General features: G+C 64.4%; 21 protein-coding genes. 9 read left to right on the plus strand and 12 right to left on the minus strand.

The features are described 5' to 3' along the window. Positions 1-157 precede the first annotated feature (157 nt). Positions 158-502, minus strand: coding sequence for a hypothetical protein (locus DBZ32_RS02460; protein WP_119165536.1), 345 nt, complete (start codon positions 500-502; stop codon positions 158-160). Positions 503-840: 338 nt separating this feature from the next. Between DBZ32_RS02460 and DBZ32_RS02465 the strand changes: the two genes are divergently transcribed. The 3 genes from DBZ32_RS02465 (at position 841) to DBZ32_RS02475 (ending at position 3935) form a co-directional block, all read left to right on the plus strand. Further along, positions 841-2676 carry a potassium/proton antiporter gene (locus DBZ32_RS02465; protein WP_208539078.1) on the plus strand — a complete coding sequence of 612 codons (1836 nt, stop codon included), beginning with the start codon at positions 841-843 and terminating at the stop codon, positions 2674-2676. Positions 2677-2771: 95 nt separating this feature from the next. Continuing rightward, positions 2772-3224 carry a hypothetical protein gene (locus tag DBZ32_RS02470; protein ID WP_119165537.1) on the plus strand — a complete coding sequence of 151 codons (453 nt, stop codon included), beginning with the start codon at positions 2772-2774 and terminating at the stop codon, positions 3222-3224. A 144-nt stretch (positions 3225-3368) separates the two neighbouring features. Further along, on the plus strand, positions 3369-3935 hold the full coding sequence (locus tag DBZ32_RS02475) for a hemerythrin domain-containing protein (protein ID WP_119165538.1): 567 nt from the start codon (positions 3369-3371) through the stop codon (positions 3933-3935). Between the two features lie 69 nt (positions 3936-4004). Here DBZ32_RS02475 and ppsA read toward each other — a convergent pair whose 3' ends face one another. Beyond that, the gene (gene ppsA, locus DBZ32_RS02480) at positions 4005-6431 is read right to left on the minus strand and encodes a phosphoenolpyruvate synthase (protein ID WP_119165539.1); all 2427 of its coding nucleotides are present in this window, start codon (positions 6429-6431) and stop codon (positions 4005-4007) included. A gap of 624 nt (positions 6432-7055) precedes the next feature. On the opposite strand from ppsA, the gene DBZ32_RS02485 reads away from it, so the two are divergent. From DBZ32_RS02485 to DBZ32_RS02495, 3 genes are all read left to right on the plus strand, one after another. Continuing rightward, positions 7056-7970, plus strand: coding sequence for an RNA polymerase factor sigma-32 (locus tag DBZ32_RS02485; protein WP_119165540.1), 915 nt, complete (start codon positions 7056-7058; stop codon positions 7968-7970). Positions 7971-8307: 337 nt separating this feature from the next. Then, positions 8308-9444, plus strand: coding sequence for a YeeE/YedE family protein (locus tag DBZ32_RS02490; RefSeq protein ID WP_119165541.1), 1137 nt, complete (start codon positions 8308-8310; stop codon positions 9442-9444). Between the two features lie 100 nt (positions 9445-9544). Then, positions 9545-10171, plus strand: coding sequence for a GNAT family N-acetyltransferase (locus DBZ32_RS02495; protein ID WP_119165542.1), 627 nt, complete (start codon positions 9545-9547; stop codon positions 10169-10171). A gap of 192 nt (positions 10172-10363) precedes the next feature. Here the strand turns inward: DBZ32_RS02495 and DBZ32_RS02500 are convergent, their stop codons facing one another. Then, positions 10364-11221: a LysR family transcriptional regulator gene (locus tag DBZ32_RS02500; RefSeq protein WP_119165543.1), complete on the minus strand. Its 858-nt coding sequence runs from the start codon at positions 11219-11221 to the stop codon at positions 10364-10366. Between the two features lie 593 nt (positions 11222-11814). Between DBZ32_RS02500 and DBZ32_RS02510 the strand changes: the two genes are divergently transcribed. From DBZ32_RS02510 to gdhA, 3 genes are all read left to right on the plus strand, one after another. Beyond that, on the plus strand, positions 11815-12144 hold the full coding sequence (locus DBZ32_RS02510; protein WP_119165544.1) for an NIPSNAP family protein: 330 nt from the start codon (positions 11815-11817) through the stop codon (positions 12142-12144). After that, on the plus strand, positions 12141-12488 hold the full coding sequence (locus DBZ32_RS02515; RefSeq protein ID WP_119165545.1) for an antibiotic biosynthesis monooxygenase family protein: 348 nt from the start codon (positions 12141-12143) through the stop codon (positions 12486-12488). Before DBZ32_RS02510 ends, DBZ32_RS02515 begins: the two co-directional genes overlap by 4 nt. A gap of 363 nt (positions 12489-12851) precedes the next feature. Beyond that, complete coding sequence (gdhA, locus tag DBZ32_RS02520; protein WP_119165546.1) at positions 12852-14195, plus strand: NADP-specific glutamate dehydrogenase; 1344 nt, start codon at positions 12852-12854, stop codon at positions 14193-14195. Between the two features lie 50 nt (positions 14196-14245). Here the strand turns inward: gdhA and DBZ32_RS02525 are convergent, their stop codons facing one another. The 9 genes from DBZ32_RS02525 to DBZ32_RS02565 all read right to left on the minus strand — a co-directional run bounded on the left by DBZ32_RS02525 (position 14246) and on the right by DBZ32_RS02565 (position 24576). Then, positions 14246-14977 (minus strand): amino acid ABC transporter ATP-binding protein, encoded by a 732-nt coding sequence (locus DBZ32_RS02525; protein WP_119165547.1) that lies wholly within the window; start codon positions 14975-14977, stop codon positions 14246-14248. Further along, positions 14974-16089, minus strand: coding sequence for an amino acid ABC transporter permease (locus DBZ32_RS02530; protein ID WP_119165548.1), 1116 nt, complete (start codon positions 16087-16089; stop codon positions 14974-14976). Before DBZ32_RS02530 ends, DBZ32_RS02525 begins: the two co-directional genes overlap by 4 nt. Continuing rightward, positions 16086-17210, minus strand: a complete 1125-nt coding sequence (locus DBZ32_RS02535; RefSeq protein WP_119165549.1) for an amino acid ABC transporter permease — start codon at positions 17208-17210, stop codon at positions 16086-16088. Before DBZ32_RS02535 ends, DBZ32_RS02530 begins: the two co-directional genes overlap by 4 nt. A 33-nt stretch (positions 17211-17243) precedes the next feature. After that, a complete protein-coding gene (locus DBZ32_RS02540) occupies positions 17244-18278 on the minus strand; it encodes an amino acid ABC transporter substrate-binding protein (RefSeq protein ID WP_119165550.1) in 1035 nt (344 codons plus the stop codon). 32 nt (positions 18279-18310) lie between these two features. Beyond that, entirely contained in the window at positions 18311-19000 is a 690-nt protein-coding gene (locus tag DBZ32_RS02545) for a GntR family transcriptional regulator (RefSeq protein ID WP_119165551.1), read from the minus strand. Beyond that, positions 18997-20196 (minus strand): aminotransferase class V-fold PLP-dependent enzyme, encoded by a 1200-nt coding sequence (locus DBZ32_RS02550; protein ID WP_162906523.1) that lies wholly within the window; start codon positions 20194-20196, stop codon positions 18997-18999. Before DBZ32_RS02550 ends, DBZ32_RS02545 begins: the two co-directional genes overlap by 4 nt. A 155-nt stretch (positions 20197-20351) precedes the next feature. Next, positions 20352-20552 carry a hypothetical protein gene (locus DBZ32_RS21985; RefSeq protein WP_162906524.1) on the minus strand — a complete coding sequence of 67 codons (201 nt, stop codon included), beginning with the start codon at positions 20550-20552 and terminating at the stop codon, positions 20352-20354. 168 nt (positions 20553-20720) lie between these two features. Then, positions 20721-22874, minus strand: coding sequence for a catalase/peroxidase HPI (katG, locus tag DBZ32_RS02560; RefSeq protein ID WP_119165553.1), 2154 nt, complete (start codon positions 22872-22874; stop codon positions 20721-20723). Positions 22875-23175: 301 nt separating this feature from the next. Further along, positions 23176-24576, minus strand: coding sequence for a flavin monoamine oxidase family protein (locus DBZ32_RS02565; RefSeq protein WP_119165554.1), 1401 nt, complete (start codon positions 24574-24576; stop codon positions 23176-23178). Between the last annotated feature and the right edge of the window lie 44 nt (positions 24577-24620).

Here is a 24620-nt window from a genome sequence, read left to right on the forward strand (position 1 = left end):
GAACGTTACGCCTTTGAACGAGGTGCGCGACTGCTGGCGCCACCGTCATGCGAAGCATAATGGCGCCGATCTGGTCCTTGGCAAGCCCGCAACCCCTTTGCATGGGCCGCAGTGCTGCGCCGCTGTCGGTCTGGGGACGGGAAAGATCGCTGCGCCCTTACTGAAAGTACTGGCTGACCTTGCAGGCCGTGCCCTTGACGCGGCCGGCGGTGCGTGTCCGGTTCATCCCCACGACGCGCAGAGAGCTGCAGCCGTAGACCGTGCTGACGGCATCGAGGAAACCCTGCTCCGTGGTGCGCCGGCTGCCGGACACGCGCACGTCGAAGAGGTTCGGGTCCTCCGCATGGCGTGCGTAGAGGTAGGTCGTGCTGCCGATACGCAGGCTGCGTACGAAGGCATCCGGTGAGATCAGCTCTTCGTCCGAGAGTGTCGGGATCGGTCGGTCGGTCGTGCTGCAGCCGGAGAGCAGGCCGACCAGAAGAATCAGAAGGGCGATGCGCATGGCCGGGAGACTAGACCAGATAACGATCGGCCGGAACCACTATGTGGCTCCTGCGATTGCGTGGAATATGGCTTAGATTCAAATGCTTAGAGGGAACTAGGTACGAACGGCCGAATCGTTCCACGATTCAATGCGATCAAAATTCACTCCGTTGAGACGGTGCCGCACTGAAATCGCTTGTCTATCGCCCGGTGGAGCCAGGTAAATCGTCGGGTCATCGACCCGCTGGGCAGAAGCAGACACGAAAGCCGGATGCTTGCGGAAGCTTTGCCGCGCTGGGCGCGCGCGGCCTGATAGACTAGGTTCGTCCAACAACCAAAGCGAAGCGAAAGGGGCACGTGGACTACGGTCTCGCCTGGGTCTTGATCGGGTCGTTGATGCTGCTGGCCAGCATCTTCGCCGGACTGCTGTCGTCGCGCGTCGGTGCGCCCCTGCTTCTCGTGTTTCTGGGGCTTGGGATGCTGGCCGGGCGGGAAGGGCCGGGCGGTATCGTTTTCCAGGATTCCCAGCTCGCTTTCATCCTGGGGTCGACCGCGCTTGCCGTCATCCTGTTCGACGGAGGCTTGCGAACGCCGCGCGCTACGATCGAGCGTGGGCTGGGGCCGGCTCTCGCGCTTTCGACCGTCGGGGTGCTGATCACCGCCGGCCTGGTGGCGGCGGTTGCGCATTACCTGCTTGGCTTCGGTTGGGTCTTCGCGCTGTTGCTCGGCTCGATCGTCTCGGCGACCGATGCGGCCGCGGTCTTCTTGTTGCTGGGCCGCTCCGGCATCGCCCTGCGGGACCGTCTGCGCTCCACTCTCGAAGTGGAGTCGGGCAGCAACGACCCGATGGCGGTCTTTCTGACCATCACCTTCACCACGATGCTGGCCGCCGGCGAGCTGGAACTGGGCTGGTGGGTGGTCGGCGACTTCGCCCTGCAGATGGGGCTGGGCGGTACGCTGGGTGCGGCCGGCGGTTTCGCCTTGGTCTGGCTGATGAACCGGCTCGAACTCTCGGGCGGTCTCTATCCCATCCTGGCACTCGCCGGCGCCCTGCTGATCTTCAGCGGTACCCAGTTGGCCGGCGGCAGCGGCTTTCTGGCCATCTACGTCGCCGGTATCGTGTTCGGCAACCGGCGTGTGCGCGCCGATCAGCTCGTGGGTCGTTTCTTCGATGGGCTCTCCTGGCTATCTCAGATCGTCTTGTTTCTGCTGCTCGGCTTGTTGGTCACGCCGAGCGAGCTGCTTCCCGATCTGGGAACGGCCCTGGTTCTTGCCGTCACGCTGATGCTGGTTGCACGGCCTCTCGCGACGCTGATCTGCCTCACGCCTTTTCGCTTTCCTCTCCGCGAACAAGCCTTCGCCGCCTGGGTCGGTTTGCGCGGTGCGGTACCGATTTTCCTGGCCTTGTTCCCCTTCCTGGAGGGATTCGACCGAAGCGGTCAGGCTTTCAATATCGCCTTCGTGGTCGTGCTGGTGTCTCTGTTGTTGCAGGGCTGGACGATCCCCTGGGTGGCGCACCGCCTGCATGTGTCCCTGCCGCCGGAACCGGAGGCGGCGACGCGCCTCGATCTGGATTTGGCCCGGCGCACCGATCGCATGGACCGCGACCTCATCGCCTATGAGGTCATGCCGCATAGCCGGGCGGCGGATTTTCCCTTGGCGGCTCTGGATCTGCCGAAACGGACACGTCTGATCGTCGTCATCCGGGACGGGATCGTGCAACGTCTCCCGGAGGTGCAGCAACTCACGGCGGGCGATTTCGTTCTGGTGGTCACGCCTCCGGAAACCGCGGCGACGCTCGACCGCTTCTTTTCCCGGCGCTTCGCCTCTACGGCCGGTCAGCTCTCCGTCGATCAGGGCGATTTCCTGGTCGACGGCAGCAGTCGGCTGGGCGACCTCTGCGCGGCCTATGGCGTCGAACTGGGGAAGACCGATCCCAGTCTCTCTCTGGCCGAACTCCTGCGCAGCCGCCTCGGCGAGGGGATGGGCCGCGGCGATCGGCTGCGCTTCGGTCAGGTCGAGTTCATCGTCGTCGACAAGATCGGTCCGGAGCCCAAGCGCGTCGGCATCGTGCTGGAGCCCGACCCCGAGGATGTCGGTTGGCGCCGGAAAGCCGCGTCCCGCGTTCGAGGCAGGCTGCGCGCTCTGCGCCAGCGCCTGCCGAGGATCGGTTTGGGGGCCGGCAGCGGCTAGCCTGCCGTTGCGTAAAGACTGCTTAGCTCTGGTGAAGCGTGCCGGCCTCGTGTAGGACTCTGGCACGGGAAACGAGGGCAGCGGAGCGCAAGAACATGAAGTGTTTCAAGATCTTGACAGTCTGTGCGGCGATCGCGATGCCGCTTTGTTCGGCTGCGGCGCAGGAGGCGGAACCGGCCGCTGCCGATGCCTCGGCGTCGTCCGGCATGCTGGTGGAACTCAACAAGGCGGAGCAGACCGACGGCGGCTGCCACTACTTCCTGCTGCTGCGCAACGGCACCGACTACGACTTCGAGGTCCTGCGTCTCGATCTCTACTTCTTCGATACCGGCGGCGTGATCTCGAAGCGCCTGCTCGTCGGGACCCCGCCGGTGGCGTCCGGCGATACGCGGGTCGCCGCTTTCGTTGCCACCGAGGTGGACTGCGACGGCGTTTCGCAGATCCTGGTCAACAATGTCGACCCCTGCGAGGTGAGCCAGGGCGAGGCACCTGCGTGCCATGAACTGCTCGAACTCGGTAATCGCACCGAGGTGAACTTCTTCAAGTAGTCGCTCGCGCCTGACCGGCGGCGGGAGATCCCGCACGCTCGACAGATCGTTGGCGGTGGGGTTGCGTCAGATCAACGCCCGGCCTTGCAAGCCGTTCCAGGATCCGAGGCAACCCAGCCGTGATGTCCAAGCCGGAGGCGAGCCATGGCCGAAACTCTGCGTCGTCTGCAAGAAGACCACCGCAACATCGCGCGTTTGCTGCAGGTCCTAGAGCATCAGCTTGCGCTCTTCGCGGAGGATGGCGAGGTCGACTACGAGGTGATGACGGGTGCGCTGGAGTACATGCGGCGCTACCCCGACCTGGAACATCATCCGCGCGAGGACCGGGTCATGCAGCAGCTCCGGCAACGCGATCCAGAGGCGGCGGAGAAAGTCGGCGACCTGGAGCGCGAACATATCCGCCTGAAGGGCGTGACGGAGCGCTTCACCACGGCGCTGGAAAACGTCCTGGCCGAGCAGGAGGTCTCGCGCGAGGCCTTTACGGACTTGGGCCGGGACTTCGTCGCTCAGCAGCGCGCTCACATGCGCACCGAAGACGAGACCTTCTTCCCGGCGGCCGAGCGATCCTTGACCGCACAGGACTGGGCGGAGGTCGAGGCCTCCATGACGCAGGTCGGCGATCCCCTGTTCGGACCTCGGGTCGCGCAGGAATGCGCCGCCCTGCATGAGCATTTGCTGCAATGGGATCGAGAGAGCGGCAGTCCCGGCTGAGCGGGGCGGTCGCCGTCCGACGCCTCGACCTCTGACGCCGCTTCTTCACGACGTCTCTTGCCGGGCCTCCTACTGGGCCGCGTTGCTTTGCAGTTCGTCTTCCAGGTCGAGGATCGCCAGCGTGGTCTTGAGCACGCTGTCGGGGTTCAGGCTCATGGAGTCGATGCCGATCCGCACCAGAAATTCGGCGACCTCCGGATAGTCGGAGGGTGCCTGGCCGCAAATGCCGGAGTGCTTGCCGGCGGCCTGCGCCCCCTCGACGGCCATCTGCAGCATCTTCAGCACGCCGGGGTCGCGCTCGTCGAAGTCGAAGGCGACGATCTCGCTGTCGCGGTCCACGCCCAGGGTGAGCTGTGTCAGGTCGTTGGAGCCGATCGAGAAACCGTCGAACAGCTCGGCGAACTCGGCGACCTGGATCACGTTGTTGGGGATCTCGCACATCACGTAGATCTCCAGGCCGTTCTCGCCGCGCGTGAGCCCGTGTTCAGCCATGGTCTTGAGCACGCGTTCACCCTCCTCGACCCGCCGGCAGAAGGGCACCATCAGCTTGAGGTTGGTCAGCCCCATGTCTTCGCGCACGCGCTTCATCGCCGCGCACTCCAGAGCGAAGCCCTCGGCGTAGGCGGGGTGCGAGTAGCGCGAGGCGCCGCGGAAGCCGATCATGGGATTGGCCTCGTCGACCTCGAAGCCGCTGCCGCCGAGCAGGGCCGCGTACTCGTTGGTCTTGAAGTCGCTCATTCGGACGATCACCGGCTTCGGATAGAAGGCGGCGGCCAGGGTGCCGACGCCTTCCGACAGCCGCTCGACGAAGAAGTCGGCGCCGCTGTCGTGCTGCGCGATCAGGGTTTCGATCTCGGCCCGCGCCGCAGGATCCTCGACCTTCTCCGGATAGAGCAGGGCCATGGGGTGCGCCTTGATGGCGTCGGTGACGATGAACTCCATGCGGGCCAGTCCGACGCCGTCGTTGGGCAGGAAACTGGTTTTGAACGCCATCTCCGGATTGCCGAGATTCAGCATGATCGAGGTCCGGGGGCGCCGCAGTTCGCCGAGGTCGACCCGGCTCGTTTCGAAGGGTACGGCGCCGTCGTAGACGCGTCCGACATCGCCTTCGGCGCAGGAGACCGTCACCATCCGGCCGTCCTCCAGCGTCTCCGTCGCGTTCGATCCGCCGACGACGGCGGAGATGCCGAGCTCGCGCGCCACGATGGCGGCATGGCAGGTGCGCCCGCCGCGATTGGTCACGATCGCGGCCGCCGTCTGCATCACCGGCTCCCAATCGGGCGTGGTGGTGTCGGCGACGAGGATCTCGCCGGGCCGGAAGCGGTGCAGCTCGCTCTGATTCTTGATCACCCGTACCTTGCCGCTGGCGATCTTGGCGCCGACGGCGCGGCCGGTCAGCAGCACCGGTGCCGTCCCGGTGAGGCTGTAGTCTTCGAGCATCTGTCCTTGGCGCTGGCTGACCACCGTCTCCGGCCGCGCCTGCACGATGTAGAGCTCTCCGTCGAGCCCGTCCTTGGCCCATTCGATGTCCATCGGCGTGGGCTGTCCGGCGCGCGCCGAGTAGTGCTTTTCGATCTTGATCGCCGCGTCCGCCAGGGTCAGTACGTCGGCATCGGTGATGCAAAAGCGCTGCTGATCGGCCTCAGGTGTCGGCACGACGCGGCTGGCCTCGCGTGTGTGGCCGTCGGTGTAGATCATCCGCAGTTGCTTGGCGCCGAGATTGCGACGCAGGACGGCCCGGTGACCCTGCTCGAAGGTGGGCTTGTGCACGTAGAACTCGTCCGGATCGACGGTGCCCTGAACGACCGTCTCGCCCAGTCCATAGGCGCCGGTCACGAAGACGACGTCCGGAAACCCGGTTTCCGTATCGACCGAGAAGATGACGCCGCTGGCGGCCAGGTCGGAACGGACCATCTTCATCACCGTCACCGAGAGCGCGACCTTGAAGTGATCGAAGTCGCGGTCGATGCGGTAGGAGATGGCGCGGTCGGTGAAGAGCGACGCGAGGCAGCGCTTGTAGGCATCGAGCAGCAGCGTTTCGCCGCGCACGTTGAGATAGGTGTCGTGCTGACCCGCGAAGCTGGCCGTCGGCAGGTCCTCTGCGGTTGCCGAGGAGCGGACGGCGACGCTCACATCCTCGCCGTAGTCGGCGACCATGGCGCGCCAGCCCGCGCGGATCTGCTCTTCGATCTCCTGCGGAAGCGGCGCGCCGTAGATCATCTCGCGTACGGCATGGGCGCGTCGTGCCAGATCCCTGACATCCGTCTTGTCGACCTCGTCCAGCAGTTCGTGCAGCCGCGCCTCCAGGCCGTTGTCGGCGAGAACCTTCCGATAGGCCTCGGCCGTCACGGCGAAGCCATTGGGAACCTTGACGCCGAGTGGCACCAGCTCGCGATACATCTCGCCGAGAGACGCATTCTTGCCGCCAACCAGGGGCACGTCCCCAAGGCCGAGATCCGAAAACCAGCGGACGTAGGAGGCGTTCGTGGAGTTCATTAGGCGGGCTTCCCTTGCTGTCGCTTACCCCGGCTAGCGGGTTCGTTCGGAACTCTATTCGCCTTCCGTTTGCATCCCCATGAGGTGGGTCAATCCCACTTGGCCGCCTACCTGATCGCCGCGCTCGCAGGTGGCCGTTCGCCAAGGCTTTCGCGGCTCGGATCCGGCTTGCGGACGGGTCCGCTGGCGGCTTTCGACAGCGGCCAGAGGCACAGCGGAAGGTAGCCGCGGAACCCATCGATCCAAAAGATTAGGTGCCTCTGCGGCTGAAGTTTTCGACCGTATTTTCTGGAAAGGTCCCCTGGGTCGATCTGCCTCTGGTGCATGGATCGCATGCAGTCTCGTCGCGTTGAAAGTCGCGAGAGGCCCCTCAAGTGTTTCTATTACTTCACAGAAGGCCAATAAACCGACAGGTATTGGGGATGTTCAGTAACCGAATATCGTAAGGCTATCGCAAGGGGATAAGCGAAAAACTTGAAATGTTCTAAGCGAATTTCATATACTGTATGTCATTTCCAGGACAGGAACGACGAAGACGGCGTACGGGTGACTGTGCGAGCCTGGCCAGTGTGCAGGTTCGCGCGGGGCGCATGAAAACCGTCGCCAATCGAGGAGAAGTTCAAGATGGCGAACACAACGACGAAGGATCGCGGCCAGCGCAGCGAGCTCGACCTGCTGATTGCAGAGGCGTCTCGGTATCCGTTGCTGGCCCAGGAAGAAGAGAACCGGCTTGCCAACCTTTGGCGCGACAAGAGCGATCAGCACGCGCTCAACAAGCTGCTGGGCAGTCACCTTCGGCTGGTGATCAAGCTCGCCCGTGGATTGCGGGGCTACGGCGTGCCGCTCGAGGATCTGATCGCCGAAGGGAATGTCGGCTTGATGCAGGCCGCCCAGCGCTACGACCCGGAACGTCAGGTGCGCTTCGCGACCTATGCCGCTTGGTGGATCCGCGCCTCCATGCACGAGTTGGTCCTGAAGAGCGGATCCATCGTGCGGACCGTGCGCACCGGCGACCAGAAGAAGCTTTTCTTCAATCTTCGTCGCATGAAGGCGCGTCGCGCCCAGCGCGGCGAGACCGGCGATCTGACCGAACAGGCAGTGTCCGAGATCGCCACGCAGTTGGGCGTCTCCGAGGCCGACGTGCGTGAGATGGATCAGCGGCTGGGGACCGGCGACGTCTCCCTCGACGCGCCCTTGACCAGCGAGGGCGAGGACTCGCGCATCGATTTCCTGAGCGACGATCAGGCGCCGACGCCCGAGACTCTGATCGCGGAAGAGGATGAGCGCGACAAGCGTCGCCTGCTGCTGAACTCGGCCATGTCGGGCTTGAACGATCGCGAGCGGCATATCCTCCAGGAGCGCCGCTTGAGCGAGGAGCCGCGGACGCTCGAGGAATTGAGCCAGGTCTACGGCGTGTCGCGCGAGCGGATCCGTCAGATCGAGGCCCGTGCGCTTGAGAAGTTGGCCGTGGCGACCCGCCGGGCCGCGAGCGACCGGGGTCTTATTGGGCGCAATCATCCTCCGGCTCTGGCCGCATAGCCTACCCGGTTTCAGGCGAGCGGCGGCATGCCGCCGCTCGCAAGTCGTGCCGTCATCGCCGTCGCAGCCCCAGGAGTTGTGGCGGCGATCGTCTTTGCGACGATCGGTCCAGGTTTTCTCATCGTCCGACTTCGACAAAATCCGCCCTACGTGGGCGATTACGCGGAGATTTTGGAATTATAATAACTAATAAAATATGTGAATTTTAGAGAATAACACTCATGACTGCGAAATAACTTGGTTTTCGAAGCCGTCTGAAAGACGATGAGAGAATGGCCCAAGTCAGCCGATCCTGCTCCGGCGCCGAGGAGTGCGGGCCTTCTGGAGATCCGCGGTCATGCTTGAAAGCTTGGTGAACCTGGAACCCCGTGTGCTGCTGCTCGGCGGCGCCTTGATGATCGGACTGCTGTTCGGTCTGCTGGGCCGCGCCTCAGGCTTCTGCCTGCGCTCGGCCTTGGTCGAATTCCGGCTTTCTCGCCCGGGTCCCCGTGCCATCGCTTGGGCGGCCGCCCTGCTGACGGCGGTGGCGGGAGCGCAAGTCCTGGCCGGTAGCGGTCGGGTCGATCTTGCCGAGAGCCTTTATCTCGCGCCCCGCCTGACGCTTGTTTCGATCCTGCTGGGCGGGTTTCTCTTCGGTATCGGGATGGTGTTAGCGCGTGGCTGCGGCGGTCGGCACCTCGTCCTGGCGTCCGGAGGAAATCTTCGGTCCTGGCTGGTGCTGACCACCCTCGCGCTTTTCGCCTATGCCACGCTCCGCGGGATCCTGGCGCCGCTGCGCCTCTGGCTGGAGGGCCTGCTGTCGCTGGAGCTTCAGGCGGCCGGCGACCAGGCCCTGCCCGCCCTGCTGGCGACGCAGACGGGTTTGGCGCCGCACTATCTAGCGATTGCCGTCGTTGCTCTGCTGGTCGTCGGTCTGGCCGCCCTGTTGCTGCACGGCCTGCGTGCCGAGGCTTGGCGGCCGGCGGCCTGGGGGCACCTGATGGCGGGGGCGGGGATCGGGCTGCTGGTCCCGCTGGCCTGGATCGTGACCGGGCTCCTGGGCGCCGACGAGTTCGAGCCCGTGCCGCTGGAGTCCATGACCTTCACGGCCCCGGTGGGCGATGCCCTGCAGTACCTCATGACCTACACCGGCGCGACGGCGGACTTCGGCATCCTGGTCGTCGGCGGCGTGCTGCTGGGGGCGGTGGTTCTGGCCGTCCTGCGCCGCGACCAGCGACTGGAGAGTTTCGCAACGGCCGGCCAACTGCTGCGCTACCTGTTGGGTGCCGCTTTGATGGGGTTCGGCGGCGTGCTGGCACTGGGCTGCACCATCGGTGCCGGTCTCAGCGGTGTCAGCACGCTTTCGCTCGGCAGCATGATCGCGCTGGCCGCGATCGTAGCGGGAGCCCGCGTGGCGCTCCTGATCGAGGCGCGCGGCTCCCGCATCCTGGTCCCGTCGCTCGGACGGGACCGCTGGTCTCCCTCCAAGAGTTGAGTGTCGCGAGAAGCTAGGGGTGAGTCCGAGAGCGCACTCAGACCAAGTTTCACTGTGAAAATACGTTGAACTCCCGCGCTCTCGGATCAATCTGATCTTCATGGAGAGCCTTGCATCACGTCGGACAGACGGTTTCAGGATCGAGCGGACCATCCGCAAGGATCATCTCGATCTGGCTGTCAGTTACTTCTGGGACGCCTTCGGCGCAAAGCTGAAATCCGTTTTGGGGCCTGCCGAGAAGGCGCGTGCGTTTCTGGCGCGCGCCGTCTCTCCCGACTATGCGATCAGCGCCGTCGGCGCCGGCGGTGACCTGCTTGGCGTCGCCGGTTTCAAGACGCCGACGGGGGCCTTCGTTGGCGGCTCGTTCGACGATCTTGTTCAGGTCTACGGACTGTTTGGCGGTGCCTGGCGCGCGCCACTGTTGCACCTGCTCGAGCGGGACTGCGAGGAGGGCGTTCTGCTGATGGACGGCATCTGCGTCAGCCCGACAGCGCAGGGGCGGGGGATAGGCTCCGCCCTGCTCGAGGCGACCGTCGCGGAAGCGAGACGGCGCGGGCTCGGTGCCGTTCGTCTCGACGTCGTCGACAGCAATCCGCGCGCGCGGGCGCTCTACGAGAGACAGAGATTTCGGCCGGTCGGCACGGAACGGCTCGGCGTCTTTCGCCATCTCTTCGGCTTCGCCTCGGCCACGCAGATGAGGCGACAGGTGCCGCAGCTCACTCCGTAACGTCTTGCCCGGTTGCGGATCGGGTCGCGTGCTCCGGGCGCAGAGATCCGGCGGCGGCTAAAGCGAAGGCGGCTCCGCGCCAGGCGGGCCAATCCGATGCCAACTGAGAGTCGAAAAGGTTCGCACGCGGCGGCCCAAGGGTCACCTGCGCCGGAACGACCACCTGCCGATCGGCCGGACGGCGCAAGCGCCTTACGATAGTCTGAGGCGTTCCGGACTGGGTCGACGTTCGAATCCCGCATGGCCCGCCACGAGGCTGACACCAAATCCTAAGCCGACAAGGTTCATGATGCCCTCACGGCCGAGCCGGTGCCTCCGCACTTTGGCCGGTCGCCCGAGGCCGCTTACTCTGTGGATAATGCAGTCGTGAATTTCAGGACCGGGCTCCCGGGCGCCGACCACGAATGTGGAGGCGGCGACATCTTCCCATTTGAGGCGTTCGTAACCGGCGAGCGGTCCATCTGCCTGAACGGCAAGAAAGATGTTTTCCTCAACGAGCTTGAGCCCATCGTCCGACCCCGACTCCGGTTCACCGGCAACATGGATCGCATCAATGGTCCTATGACAAAGCATTGTCATCAGATTGCTTCGATCCGCTTCCCCGAAGCACAGATCTATATCTGTATGGTCGGCTACGAACGCCTCGATCACCTCCCGAACGATGCCCTTGGACAGGGAAGCGATCAGGCCGATGAGGAGATGCCCATTACCCGCGACGCCTGCTGTCTGAGCGGTTTCAACGGCCACGCCCAGATCCTTGAAGAGTGGACGCATCTGGGCCACGAAGCGTGCCCCCGCATGGGTCAGCCTGGCGCCGCTCGGATGACGCTCAAAGAGCGAGACGCCCAGCACATCTTCCAACCGCGCGACGCGGCGGCTGACCGCCGACTGGCCGATAGAAAGCGCCTTCGCCGCCTTATGAAAGCTGCCGGCTTCGGCAACGCAGATGACCGCGCCTAAATCAAAGAGATCCATCCGAGACACATCAAATAGATAGGGCGACGTCACGAGCATCTTTCCCAGCTTCAAGTCTTCACTGGCATTGACCAAGATTGGTGCCGCCGCGCCTCTGTTTCGACGTGCTCCGGACCCCGATTTACTTGCTAATTATCCTTTCTTGATTTTGTCTCCATCGCCCCGAACTGATGCTGTGAATCAGTCACGGCGCTGGACCGGACTCTTGGCAGCCGACGTAAGATCTCGATCTTCGCAAGTTCGTCACCTGAAACAGCGCGCCCAGTGCGGCCACTGCGGCGGCGGCCGTTGCCAGAGTCCAGGTTGGCATTTGCATGAGGAGGAGGATGCCTCCAGCAGCCGCTCCAATCGCACTGCCAAGATACAAAGCGCACTCGTTAAGGGCGGCAGCTTGCCAGTCTCGCCACAGGCGTTCGATCTTGGACTTTGGCTCTCCGGTGGTAGGGTTGCGAAATCCTTGATCCTGCTTTTCGCCGCCTTGGTCTTCGCCGCTTCGGTCCTCGCGGCGGCGATGGCGTCTCGCAGTCGGCTCATGCGGCGATGTTACAGCGCGAGGTCGGCGAGCCCGCCCGCTCTTCGACCGCGCTCTGACAGTTCGACCGCAATCGAAGCTTTGATCGCGCATCTTGAGATAAACCGGTCTTCCAGTGCCGAGGAGGACCGTCGCCATGCTCACCTGTGTCATCCGCTATCATATCGATCCGAACAAACGGAAGCTCTTTGCGGAATATGCTCGCAACTGGGGCCAGGCCATTCCCCGCTGCGGCGCCGAGCTGATCGGATACTATGCGCCATATGAGGGCTCCAGCACGCTGGCTTACGGGATTTACTCCATCGCCAGCCTTGCGGATTACGACGCCTATCGCGCCCGCCTTGCGGAGGACCCACTTGGGCGCGAGAACTATGCCTTCGCCCGTCGGGAGAGATTTCTGCTGCGCGAAGACCGAACCTTCCTGAAACTCGTTTCGACCCCGCGCGGGCCTGGAGAAGCAGAGTGATCGCTGTTATTTTCGAAGTCGAACCGGCCGAGGGCCGCAAAGACGAGTATCTCGACATCGCTGCGGAGATGCGGCCCCTGCTCGATCAGATCGAGGGGTTCATCTCGGTCGAGCGGTTTCAGAGTCTCACCGATCCCAAGAAGATCCTGTCGCTTTCATTCTTCGCCGACGAAGACGCGATCAGGCAGTGGCGCACGCTCAGTGCCCATCGCGGCGCTCAGGCGAAGGGGCGTGCCGGCATTTTCGCCGGCTATCGCCTGCGCATCGCCGGTGTCATCCGCGACTACGGCATGTTCGACCGCGCCGAAGCTCCTGAAGACAGTAAAGCGGCTCACCGGGCCTAGAGCAGGATCGCCCTGGGCGGACTCGCTTTGGCGATCCCACCTAGGGCGTGAATCCTACTCTCACCATCAATTTAGAGGGCGATTCACGTCTCAGGCGGAAGCGAAGCGCTTCCGCCTGAGACGATCGCGCTCTAGGTGCGAAGGCGGCTGCCTGCGACGAGGCGCTGAAGGACTCGCATCGTGCAGTCTTCTGGCGCCCTGCGGTTCCCTCCTGTTCCCAGGAACGGATTACGTCTGGAAGCTGTTCGCCCTTGTCCTAAATCTCGTCTAGCGGAAGTGCGCCGACTGTTTCGGCCGCGCGCGGCGGGCGACAGGGTATGAACCTGCCCGTCCATACCCATCAACCGAATTGCAGGAGACTCGATGCCTGAGCCGATCAAACTCGACGACTTCATGGACTGGATCGCGGAGCGCAGTCCAGAACAGACGGAGTTCCATCAGACGGTTCATGAAGTTGTGCAGTCGGTGCTGCCTTGCGTGAACGACAACCCGGATTATCTACGGGCGCGCATTCTCTATCGCCTCGTTGAGCCGGACCGGATCGTCAGCTTTCGGGTCGCCTGGGCGGACGACCGAAACGATGTGCAGGTCAATCGCGGCTACCGGGTGCAGTTCTGCAACGCGATCGGGCCCTACAAAGGCGGCTTGCGCTTCCACTCCAGCGTGACCGAGAGCATTCTGAAGTTTCTCGGCTTCGAACAGATCTTCAAAAATGCGCTCACGGGCCTGCCCATGGGCGGCGCCAAGGGCGGTTCCGACTTCGATCCCAGAGGTCGTTCGTCCGGCGAGATCATGCGGTTCTGCCAGAGCTTCATGACCGAGCTCTATCGCCACATCGGCCCGGATGTCGACGTTCCGGCGGGCGACATCGGCGTGGGCGAGGCCGAGATCGGCTATCTCTTCGGGCAGTACAAGCGGATCACCGGGCACTTCAACGGAACCCTGACGGGCAAGGGCCTGGAGTTCGGCGGGAGCTGCATGCGTCCGGAGGCGACGGGTTATGGAGCGGTCTACTTTTTGGAAGACATGCTGCATAGCCGCGATGATGCGATCGAGGGGCGGTCCGTCGTCGTCTCGGGGGCCGGCAATGTCGCGACCCACGCCGCCGAGAAGATCCTGCACCGCGGCGGCAAGGTTCTCACCCTCTCGGACTCCGGCGGATTTCTGCACGACGAGGATGGACTGACCGAGGAGAAGATCGCCTGGGTGCGCAAGCACAAGGCCAGGCACGGCGCCAGCCTCGCCGACTACGTCGGGGAATTCGGCGGCGAGTGGCATGAGGACAAGAAACCTTGGGGCGTCGACTGCGATGTCGCGCTGCCTTGCGCGACACAAGACGAGTTGGGGCAGGAGGATGCGAAGCGTCTGGCAAACAACGGCTGTATCGCAGTCGTGGAGGGCGCCAACCGACCGCTGACCATAGATGCGTTTCAGGTTGTCAAAGACGCCGATGTTCTCTTCGGACCGGGTAAGGCGGCGAACGCCGGTGGTGTCGCGATGTCCGGTCTTGAGATGAGTCAGAACTCGGCCCGCCTGAGCCGGAGCGCAGAAGACCTGCGCACAGCGCTGCGACAGATCATGCGCGACATCCACAATACCTGTGCCGAGCATGGCGAGGGCAAGCAGGGCGTCGACTACGCCAAGGGCGCCAACGTCGCCGGCTTTCGAAAGGTAGCCGACGCGCTTCTGGCGTTCGGGGTGGTTTGAGGGCGGGGGGCTTCGCCTCCGGGGTCCTGTTCGCCTTAGTACTGGACTTGCTAGTGCAGGACTTGGGCTAGGAAGCTCCGGGCCTCTTGGGAGCGGGGCGCGTCGAAGAAGCGGTCCGGCGGGCCCTGCTCGACGATGCAGCCGGAGGCCATGAACACCACGCGATCGGCGACGTTGCGGGCGAAGCCCATCTCATGGGTGACGCAGACCATGGTGCGTCCCTCGCGCGAGAGCGCCTCCATGAGCTGAAGCACTTCGTGAATCATCTCGGGATCGAGCGCCGAGGTGGGCTCATCGAACAGCAGGATTTCGGGCTCCATCATCAGGGTGCGAGTGATGGCCACCCGCTGTTGCTGACCGCCCGAGAGCTGACCGGGAAACTTCCGCGCCTGGTCGGCGAGGCCGACCCGCTCGAGGAGCGCCATGGCGCGTGCCTCCGCCTCCCTCTGGGACAGACCGAGCAGGTGTTCCGGCGCCAGGGTGAGATTGTCGAGTACGGTGAGGTGGGTGAAGAGGTTGAAGGACTGGAAGACCATGCCGACACGGCGGCGCACCGCCGCCACCGAGTCGGCACCCGCGAGCCGGATGCCGGCGACGGTGAGTTCGCCTTCGTCGATGGACTCGAGGCTGTTGATGGTCCGGATCAGGGTAGACTTTCCCGAGCCGGACGGACCGCAGATGATCAGAGTCTCGCCTTCCTCGACCGTCAGTTCCACGTCGCGCAGGGCGTGCAGCGCCGTGCCGTACCATTTGTTGACGGCGCGCAGGGAGATCGCGGTCATGGCGGAGTCCGTCTGTCGGTGTCGATCCGTCGCTCGATCCAAAGGGCATAGCGGGACATGGCCCAGCAGAAGGCGAAGTAGACCAGGACGATGAAAAGATAGGCCTCGAGCGCATAGCGGATCCAGAGCGGGTCTTCGAGCGAGGCCTTGGTGGCGCCGAGGAAGTCGAAGAGTCCGATGACGGCGACGAAGCTGGTGTTCTTGAAGGCTCGAATGATGTCGTTGACCAGTGCCGGCACCACGATGCGCAGGGCCTGGGGCAGAATGACCTTGATCATCATCGGCCAGTAGGAGAGACCGAGCGAGCGGGCGCCCTCATACTGGCCCTTGGACAACGCCTGCAGGCCGCCCCGCACGATCTCCGCCGCGTAGGCACCGAAAAAGAGAACCATGCCGACGAGGGCGCGCACGAACTTGTCGACGGTGACGCCTTCGCCGAGAAAGAGCGGCAGGATGAGCGAGGCCATGAAGAGGACGGCGAGCAGCGGCAGGCCGCGAAACAGCTCGATGGTGCCGATACAGACGAGACGGAAGGCTTTCATCTCGCTGTTGCGGCCGAGGGCGAGCAGCAGGGCCAGCGGCAGACCCAGGCTGACCGTGCCGGCCGAAAGAATCAGGGTCAGCGGCAGACCGCCCCAGTCGCTGGTTGAGAGCTGGGTGAGACCCCACCCCCCCAGCATCAGCCAGAGAGCGACGGCAAGCGTGCCGGTCCAGAGCCAGGCCAGGTGGATGGACCAGAAGCGTGGCATCGCGGAAACGCAGAAGGCCAGGATGATCAGAAGGCTCGCCATGGCGGCGCGCCAGTGCTGTTCATAGGGAAAGGCGCCGAAGAACATGACGCGATGCTTTTCCGCGACCACCGCCCAGCAGGCACCTGCGTCCGGCGTTGCGCAGGCGGCCGGATCGGCCGGAGACCAGACGGCGCCGACGAGCGCCCAGTCGAGGAAGCGAGGGAGCAGGAGGAGCAGGGCCGTGCCGAGGAGGAGCGTCACGAGGCTCTGCAGGGGCGTAGGGAAATAGATGGCGCGCAGGCGGACAAGCCAACCGCTGTCGCGCCGGGGCGCTTCCCGGGGGGCGACGATCGGGCTGACGATATGGCCGGCGTGGCTCATCGTTCGGTGATCATGGTCATCTTGTTGAAGCCGTTCGCGAGAGCGCTCATGCCGATCGCTGTGAGCAGATAAAGGACGCCCATGATGGCCACGCATTCGATCGCTTGACCGGTGAGCGTCGCCAGCGAATTGGAGACGTTGAAGAGTTCGGGGTAGCCGATGGCGACGCCGAGCGACGAGTTCTTGACGAGCGAGATGTATTGCGCCGCCGCCACCGGCACGATGACGCGCAGCGCCTGAGGTATCTTGACCGACAAAAGCACTTTGCCCGTAGGCAGGCCGAGTGTGTCGGCGGCTTCGATCTGACCCTTGTCGACGCTGGTGAGGCCGGCGCGGACGATCTCCGCGATGAAGGAAGCGATGTAGCAGCCGAGACCGAGGAAGAGGGCGAGGAATTCGGGTGAAACAACCACGCCGCCGGTGAAATTGAACCCGGTCAGCTCGGGACGGGAGATCCCGAAAAGCGCAACCGAAACCGCGAGCAGGAGAAGCGGTAGGGCGATGCAGAGTGCGATGGCCTTGCCCCGCCAGCGGCGACGGCCGGGCAGGCAGAGCAGGATCAGCGCGGTGACGAAACCCACGCCGAGGGCGGTCGCCGCCAGAGCGCCGGCCGTCGGATCGGCGAGCCAGGCAAGGGCGAGGCCGCGATTTGAGAGATAGAAGCCGCCGCCAAAGTCGAAAGCGTTGCGGATATTGGGCAGCATGATGATGAAGGTGTACCAGAAGATGATCTGGATCAGCTGAGGCGTATTGCGGAAGAGCTCGACGTAGAGTCCCGCGAAGACCGAAAGCAGACGGTTGCGCGACATCCGCGCGAGCCCGATCAGCACGCCCAACACCGTGGCCAGGATGATGGCCGACAAGGAAACGTAGACGGTGTTGGCCAGCCCCGCGAGAAAAGCCTGGGCGACCGAAGCGCCAGGATCGAAGGGGATGATCGATTCCGAGAGGGCGAAGCCCGAGGGCTCGTCCAGGAAGCCGAAGCCGGTGGAGATGCCGCGCTCCTCCAGAGCCTGCCGCGCATTGCGGAAGGCGGTGACGGCCAGAAGCGCGAGGCCGCCCACCAGCAGGCTCTGGAAGATCCAGGACCTGACGTCCTTGTTGTTGAAGACCTTGCCCACGGGCCGCCCCTCTCGGTCGCGTGGCCTGCGGGACTACTTGAGCGGTGCGGCGTAGATCAGGCCGCCGTCGGTCCATCCGGCATTCTGGCCGCGCGCCAGGCCCAAGGGCGAACCCGCGCCGAGATTGCGGTCGAAGACTTCCCCGTAATTGCCGACCTGGCTGACGATATTGAAAACCCAGTCGTTGGACAGTCCGAGCGGCGCGCCGATATCGCTGTCGTTTGCGCCGAGCAGGGTCTTGATGCTGTCGGAGCCGGTCGCCCGCATCTCCTCGGCGTTTCCGGAGGTGATGCCGAGTTCCTCCGCCGTGATCATGGCGTTGACGACCCAGGTGACGGTATCCTTCCAGCGGGCATCGTCCTGACGGACCACGGGACCCATTGGATCCTTGTCGAACACCTCCTCGAGGATCTGGTAGTCGGCCGGGTTGGGCGCCAGTGTCGAGCGGGTGGAGGCAAGTCCCGAGGTGGACTGGATATGGGCGTCGCAGCGGCCGCCGAAGAAGGCGGAGGCCAGCTCCTTGGCATCCTGGAAGACGATGGGCGTATAGCTCATCCCGCGCTCGGAAAAGACGCTTTCCACCACCTGTTCGGCGGTGGTGCCGGGCAGCACGCAGATGGAGGCGCCGTCGAGTTCCTCCACGGTGGAGATGCCCAGGCTGGTGGGTACCATGAAGCCTTGACCGTCGTAGAAGGTGATCGCCGCGAAGTCGACGCCGAGCTCGGCATCGCGGCTGTAGGTCATGGTGGTGTTGCGGGTGAGCACGTCGATCTCGCCCGTCTGCAGGGCGGTGAAGCGGGTCTGCGACGTGGTTTTGACGAACTCGGTGGCCTCGGCGTCGCCCAGCGCGGCGGCGGCGATGGCGCGACAGGTATCGACGTCGAGGCCGATCCAGCGGCCTTGGCTGTCGATTGAGGAGAAACCGGCGCGACTGCCGTTGACGCCGCAGATGACCTTGCCCCGGTCGAGGATGGTTTGGGTGGTGTCGGCCAGAGCGGCGGGAGCGGCGAGGGCAAGCGCGGCGCCGGAGATCGCGGCGGCCGATAGGGTGGTGATGATCCGTTTCATGTGAAGTCTCCTTGTTGCCGTGAGCCCGGCTGTTATTCCGGACTTTCGTTATTGGTGATGGCGATGGTGAGGGCCGGGAAGTCGGTGAGGATACGCATGCGGATGTCGTGGCCCGCGCTCAGGTGGCGTTGCATCACGGCCTGGGCCTTGGCCGGGTCGGCGGCGAGCACGGCGCCGGAAATGGCGAGGTGCTCGTCGATCGTGTCTTGAATGCGCGAGGTCTCCTGCTGCTCGGTGAGCGAGAGCGAAACCTCGATCATCAGGCGGACTTGTGAGTACTGTCGCTGTAGCAGGCGGTTGCGCGAGGACTTGACGATCTCATTGTGAAGCTCGTGGCCGAGCGCCTTGGACTGCTTGGTCTCGCTCGCCGTGAGTGCGCGGCTCTGCAGCGCGGTCAGCTCCTCGTGGATCGCGCGTAGGCGCGGCGAGGCGCCGCGCAGGGCAGCGAGGGAGGCGGCCAGCGCCTCGAGCGCGAAGCGGACTTCGAAGATTTCCCGCACGTCGTCGAGACCGAGACGGCGCACGAAGCTGCCGCGTTTCGGCTCGATGGCGATCAGTCCGTCCCGGGCCAGGTCGTGGAGTGCCTCACGGATCGGGGTTCGGCCGAGGCCCGTGCGTTCGGACAGCGAGCGCTCGGAGATCGGCGTATCCGGGTCGAGACCGCCCTGGATCATCATCTCGACGATGCGGCGTTTGGCCTCCTCGCGGGTGAGTTCGGTCACGCGGCGCCCCTCCAGCTCCGCAGAACGTCGAGCACCAGCCGAGTGTCGGCGTCGCTGTTGTAGAAATGCGTGGCGAAGCGGAGCTGGCCACGGCGCACGGTGTGGACCACCTGGGCCTCCGTGAGCTGGGCGGAGAGGGCCTCGACCCAGGGAGTCTCGGAGAAGCCGTGACCGCCGGCGTCGAGCGGGCCGGCGGTGACGAGGTGGGACGCTTCGGTCGGGCCAGTGGCGGTGCTGACCTCGGCGAGACCGGCGGCGGCGAGTTCCTCGCGCAGCGTCGCGGCGACGGCGAGTGCATGAGTCTCGACGCGCTCGGCCCCGGCCAGATCGAGCAGGGCAAGGGCGGCGTCGGCGGCATAGGCGCCCGCGACGTTGTAGCTGCCGACCTCGAAGCGGCGGGCATCGGGCTGGAGCTGGTAGTCGTAGGACCCGGTCGCGGAGGCGTCGTCGTTGTCGAGCGCGATGGCGGGGCGCGACAGATAGGCGGGTTCCAGCCGGTCGATCCAGCGCTCGGCGAGGTAGAGGAAGCCGTAGCCGTAGAGGCCAAGGAGGCCCTTGCTGGTGGAGGTCGCGAAGGCGTCGACCCGCTCGGCGTCGAAGTCGTGCCGCAGGATACCTGCGCTCTGCACCCCGTCGACGAGAAACAGCACGTCGCGTGCCCGGGCCGCGCGGCCCAGCCGCTCGAGGTCGGCGCGGTAGCCCGGTGCGAAGCTGACCGAGGCGCAGGACAGCATGCGGGTCCGGCCGTCCAGGGCGCCGGTCATGGCCTCGTAGTCGAGACGGCCGTCGACGGAAGGGATGTTGCGCAGCTCCACCCCGCGCTTCCGCAGGCGAAGCCAGGGATAGACGTTGTTGGGGTGTTCGAGATCCAGGGAGATGACGGCGTTGTCGCCCTCCTGCCAGTCGAGCGCCCAGATCACCGCATTGATGCCGTCGGAGACGTTACGGCTGATGGCCACCTCGCCGGGCGTCGCGGAGACGAGAGCGGCGAAGCGCGCGCGCGAGGCGTTGACCAGCACCTCATGCTCGACGCGGGAGCAGGTGCCGCTGGCCAGCCGGTCGAGAAAGGTCTCGACGGCGGCGCGGACCTGGTTGTGCAGGATCGCCTTGTCGCAGATCGAAAGGTAAGCGCCGCGCTCCAGCGCGGGAAAGCCGGCGCGGAGCCTTTCGAGCGAGCCGAAAGCGATGGGTGACACCTGCGGCACCTCCGATCTGCCGTTTGCATTGATTTGGCATGTAACTGCCATGGCAGATGTGTGTCAACAAATCTATGCTGTCGAACTGCGGCGGTTGGAGAAGGCGGAGGACCTGGATGCCACGATCCGCAGACCCACCGCTCTGCGGGACGGCCTCAGGCCTGCCGCAACTTGTCCAGAGCCCCCAGCCACATGGACTGTCCCACCGTCCGGCGTATTCTTCGGGCTGCCGCGTCCGGCGCTCTTCCAAGGCCGGAGAAGACGGTTCCGCGATCATCGATGAAACCGGCATCGTTGAAATCGACGTCGTTGAAATCGACGTCGTTGGACGAGCGGCCTTCTCTACGGATCTTCACGGAGCCAGGCTTCGTCCGGACGCTTGCACCGGTGGCGCGTCCGGCGTGCAAGGCAAAGGGCGGACCGAAGCGGTCCGCCCAAAGCTTCTGCGAGAAAAACCAGTCTTGGCCCTTGGAAAAGGCCCTGAAATCTCCTTCGAGAGCCTTTTCCCAGAGATTTCGTCGCGATCAGGCGAGATCGAAGCGGTCGAGGTTCATCACCTTGTCCCAGGCCGCAACGAAGTCCTGCACGAACTTCTCCTTGCTATCGTCCTGGGCATAGACTTCTGCATAGGACCGAAGGATGGAGTTGGATCCGAAGACGAGATCCATGCGGGTGGCCGTCCATTTGACCTTGTCCGTTTTACGATCGCGGATTTCGTACAGGTTGTTGCCGCTTGGCATCCACGCATAGGTCATGTCCGTCAGGTTCACGAAGAAGTCGTTCGTCAGGGCACCCTCGCGATCGGTGAATACGCCATGCTTGGAACCGCCGTGGTTGGTACCGAGAACACGCATGCCGCCGACAAGCACGGTCATCTCGGGAGCGGTCAGCCCCATGAGCTGCGTGCGATCGAGCATCAGTTCCTCGGGGCTGACGACATAGTCCTGCTTGAGCCAGTTGCGGTAACCGTCGGCGACGGGTTCCAGCGGCTCGAAGGAGTCCGCGTCGGTTGTCTCGTCGGTGGCATCCCCGCGCCCCGGTGCGAAGGGCACCGTGACGTCGAAGCCCGCAGCCTTGGCCGCCTGCTCGATGCCGACATTGCCGGCCAGAACGATGACGTCCGCAACACTGGCGCCGGTCTCATCCGCGATGGGTTGCAGCGCGGCCAGAACCTTGGCGAGACGCTTGGGCTCGTTGCCTTCCCAGTCCTTCTGGGGTGCGAGGCGGAGGCGCGCTCCGTTGGCGCCGCCGCGCATATCCGAGCCGCGGAAAGTGCGGGCACTGTCCCAAGCCGTCGCGACCATGTCGCCGACCGAAAGACCGCTCGCCGCGATCTTCGCCTTGACGGCCTTCACATCGTAGTCGCTGCGGCCGGCCGGCACGGGGTCTTGCCAGATCAGATCTTCCTGGGGAACGTCGGGACCGATGTAGCGGGCTTTCGGGCCCATATCGCGGTGCGTGAGCTTGAACCAGGCTCGCGCAAAGACGTCCGAGAAGTAGTTGGGGTCCTTGTAGAACCGTTCGGAGATTTCCCGGTAGATCGGATCCTTGACCATGGCCATGTCGGCATCGGTCATGATCGGGTTGTGGCGGATCGAGGGGTCTTCGACATCGACAGGCTTGTCGTCTTCCTTGATGTCGACGGGTTCCCACTGCCAGGCCCCGGCCGGGCTCTTCTTGAGCTCCCATTCATGGTTGAGAAGCATTTCGAAGTAGCCGTTGTCCCATTTGGTCGGGTGGGTCGTCCATGCGCCCTCGATGCCGCTCGTGACGGTGTCGCGGCCGTTGCCCGTGCCCGTCGGGTTGCTCCAGCCGAAACCCTGGTTTTCGACGTTGGCCCCCTCGGGATCGGCACCGAGCAGGCTGGCGTCGCCATTGCCGTGGGTCTTGCCAATGGTGTGGCCACCAGCCGTCAGCGCGACAGTTTCCTCGTCATTCATGGCCATGCGGGCGAAGGTCTCGCGAACTTCCAGCGCGGTCTTGAGCGGATCGGGCTTGCCACCGACGCCTTCGGGATTCACGTAGATGAGGCCCATCTGCACGGCAGCCAGCGGGTTCTCAAGCGACTGCGGATTTTCGTCGCTTTCATAACGACCACGGCCGAGCCATTCCTTTTCGGACCCCCAGTAGATGTCCTTTTCAGGATGCCAGATGTCTTCGCGGCCGAAGCCGAAGCCGAAGGTTTTCAGGCCCACTGAATCATAGGCGATCGTGCCTGCCAGAATGATCAGGTCCGCCCAGCTGATCTTGTTGCCGTACTTCTTCTTGATCGGCCACAGGAGACGGCGCGCCTTGTCGAGACTCACATTGTCCGGCCAGCTGTTCAGGGGCGCGAATCGCTGGTTGCCGGTGCCGCCGCCGCCACGGCCGTCGGCGATCCGATACGATCCGGCTGCGTGCCAGGCCATGCGGACCATCAGACCGGCATAGTGACCCCAGTCGGCGGGCCACCAGTCCTGACTGTCCGTCATCAGCGCGTGAACGTCTTTTTTGAGCGCCTCGAAATCGAGTTTCTTCAGCTCTTCACGATAGTCGAAGTCCTGATCCAGCGGATTGGTCTTGGTATCGTGCTGATGCAAAATGTCGAGGTTCAGGGCATTCGGCCACCACTCCATGACATTGCTGCTTAAGGCTGTATTCCCGCCGTGCATCACCGGGCATTTGCCGCCGCCATCCATAGGTATCTCCAATCTTGATGAACGCTGGTTTTAGAATTGTTCTAAACATATAGGGATTTAGAATCGTTCTAACAAGGAAATCTTGCGGATGGCGACCGGATAAATCGGAGGCCGTTGCGCCGGGCGCCGGAACCCAGCTCCAGCATACTCTCGCGCGGCTCTGCCAGAGGGGCATGAAGGATCGCCGGCCCGGGCGGACTGGCGAAGTCGGCCTCGGCCCCGGCACCAAGCGGTTTGCGAGCGAACGGTAAGCTTCTTCTCCGCGCGATGACATCCCTTGGAAGGGGGAGTCCTGCGTTGCTCAAGCCGCTGTCGAAGGAGTTTCGCGAATCATCCGCGCAATCGCACCACGGCCGCTGTGGATGGCGCCTTCGACGTAACCCCAGAAGAGATCGTCAAGCTCCGCTCCGGCGAAGCGAACCCGTCCACCCCAGGCCGCGAGCCGGGCAACCGCGTCGGGATCTCCCCCGATCCTGACGGTCGCGTTGTATCCGCCGCCCGACCAAGGGTGATCGACCCAGACGGCTTCCGCCAATTCACGCGGGTCGGGCATCTCCTCGCCGAAGGCCCGGCGCAGGTGGTGCAGAAGATTTACCTGCCGCTCTTCCTTCCGCAACGCTGCCCAGTCGCGGGCGAGGGGCCCGCCCTGAAACGCGACGAGCCGGGGTGGGAGGCCCTCGTCGAGGCTGGCGTCGGTGATCACGAGGCCCGCCGGATCGGCGAAGGTCACATAGCCGCTGAGCCCCTTGAGGCGCCAGAAGGCCGTATCGAAGAGAAGAGCCGTCTTGATCATGTCTCCGGCGGTGAAGGACGACAGGAGTCCGTCCAACCGGTCGTTGCCGTCGATGTCGAAGGCGATTTTTCGCGCCACCGGGGGCGGCACGGCGACGACAACCTGGTCGGCGTCCCAGGTGCCTGCGTCGCTGGTCACCTCCACCCGGTCATGGGCGGCTCGGATGCGCCGCACCGGCGTGTTGAGCCGGGGCCTGTGACGCAGGTCGGCGGCAAGTCCGTCGACGATCTTGGTCATCCCGCCGGAGATCTGGAACTCCAGATCCTCGCGCTGCGATCCGTAGCGCGACAGGATGTCTCTCACCGCCTGCGCGTTGATGTCTTCCGGCGCGCCTCCGAAAACCTCTGAGAAGAGCGAGTAGGCAAAGGCATGATCCTCCTTGCAGAGGAGCAGGGCCCCCAGCGCCGAGGCGAGGCTGTCGCGCGGCGCCGTTCGTTTCTCCACCAATAGCCGCAGCGCCCGTCCGGCTTCGCCGAAGCTGTCCCACGGCGTCGTCATCCATTGCAGTTTCAGGCGCAGTGCGCGCAGCACTTCCCCGACGCTGTCCCAGCGCACCACCTGATCTTGCAGAAGGTCGTAGATCTCCTCTGCGGATATCAGGTCTTCGCCGCGCAAGCCCTCTTCGCCGACGATGCAAAGATCGATCCCGGTCTGCGGAACCGGTGCCAGATGCAGGCCTGCCCTTTGGGCGAGTGCGAGCAGTCCCCGCATATCGCCATTTACCATCTGCGCACCTTCGTCGAACAGGCCGCCGCTCTCCAGCGGGACCGTCCGGACGCGGCCGCCGAGGCGGTCCTGCGCTTCCAGGAGCTGACAGCTTAGGCCTGCTTCCTCGGCCGCCTTGGCGGCTGCAAGTCCCGCCGCCCCGCCTCCGACGACGATGACGTTGACAGGTCCTCCGGATTTCATGTCCTCTCCTTGAATTGAGCAAGCGTTCAATTGAGCATATGCTC

It is taken from the genome of Algihabitans albus, from assembly GCF_003572205.1.
Classification (GTDB): domain Bacteria; phylum Pseudomonadota; class Alphaproteobacteria; order Kiloniellales; family DSM-21159; genus Algihabitans; species Algihabitans albus.

Bases quoted from the DNA above. Each gene is read 5' to 3' on its own strand.
- gdhA (WP_119165546.1), top strand. From the start codon at position 12,852: ATGCCTGAGCCGATCAAACTCGACGACTTCATGGACTGGATCGCGGAG.
- DBZ32_RS02540 (WP_119165550.1), bottom strand. From the start codon at position 18,278: ATGAAACGGATCATCACCACCCTATCGGCCGCCGCGATCTCCGGCGCC.
- DBZ32_RS02475 (WP_119165538.1), top strand. From the start codon at position 3,369: ATGGCCGAAACTCTGCGTCGTCTGCAAGAAGACCACCGCAACATCGCG.
- ppsA (WP_119165539.1), bottom strand. From the start codon at position 6,431: ATGAACTCCACGAACGCCTCCTACGTCCGCTGGTTTTCGGATCTCGGC.
- DBZ32_RS02490 (WP_119165541.1), top strand. From the start codon at position 8,308: ATGCTTGAAAGCTTGGTGAACCTGGAACCCCGTGTGCTGCTGCTCGGC.
- DBZ32_RS02470 (WP_119165537.1), top strand. From the start codon at position 2,772: ATGAAGTGTTTCAAGATCTTGACAGTCTGTGCGGCGATCGCGATGCCG.
- DBZ32_RS02485 (WP_119165540.1), top strand. From the start codon at position 7,056: ATGGCGAACACAACGACGAAGGATCGCGGCCAGCGCAGCGAGCTCGAC.
- DBZ32_RS02460 (WP_119165536.1), bottom strand. From the start codon at position 502: ATGCGCATCGCCCTTCTGATTCTTCTGGTCGGCCTGCTCTCCGGCTGC.
- DBZ32_RS02530 (WP_119165548.1), bottom strand. From the start codon at position 16,089: ATGAGCCACGCCGGCCATATCGTCAGCCCGATCGTCGCCCCCCGGGAA.
- DBZ32_RS02565 (WP_119165554.1), bottom strand. From the start codon at position 24,576: ATGAAATCCGGAGGACCTGTCAACGTCATCGTCGTCGGAGGCGGGGCG.
- DBZ32_RS02510 (WP_119165544.1), top strand. From the start codon at position 11,815: ATGCTCACCTGTGTCATCCGCTATCATATCGATCCGAACAAACGGAAG.
- katG (WP_119165553.1), bottom strand. From the start codon at position 22,874: ATGGATGGCGGCGGCAAATGCCCGGTGATGCACGGCGGGAATACAGCC.
- DBZ32_RS02525 (WP_119165547.1), bottom strand. From the start codon at position 14,977: ATGACCGCGATCTCCCTGCGCGCCGTCAACAAATGGTACGGCACGGCG.
- DBZ32_RS02495 (WP_119165542.1), top strand. From the start codon at position 9,545: ATGGAGAGCCTTGCATCACGTCGGACAGACGGTTTCAGGATCGAGCGG.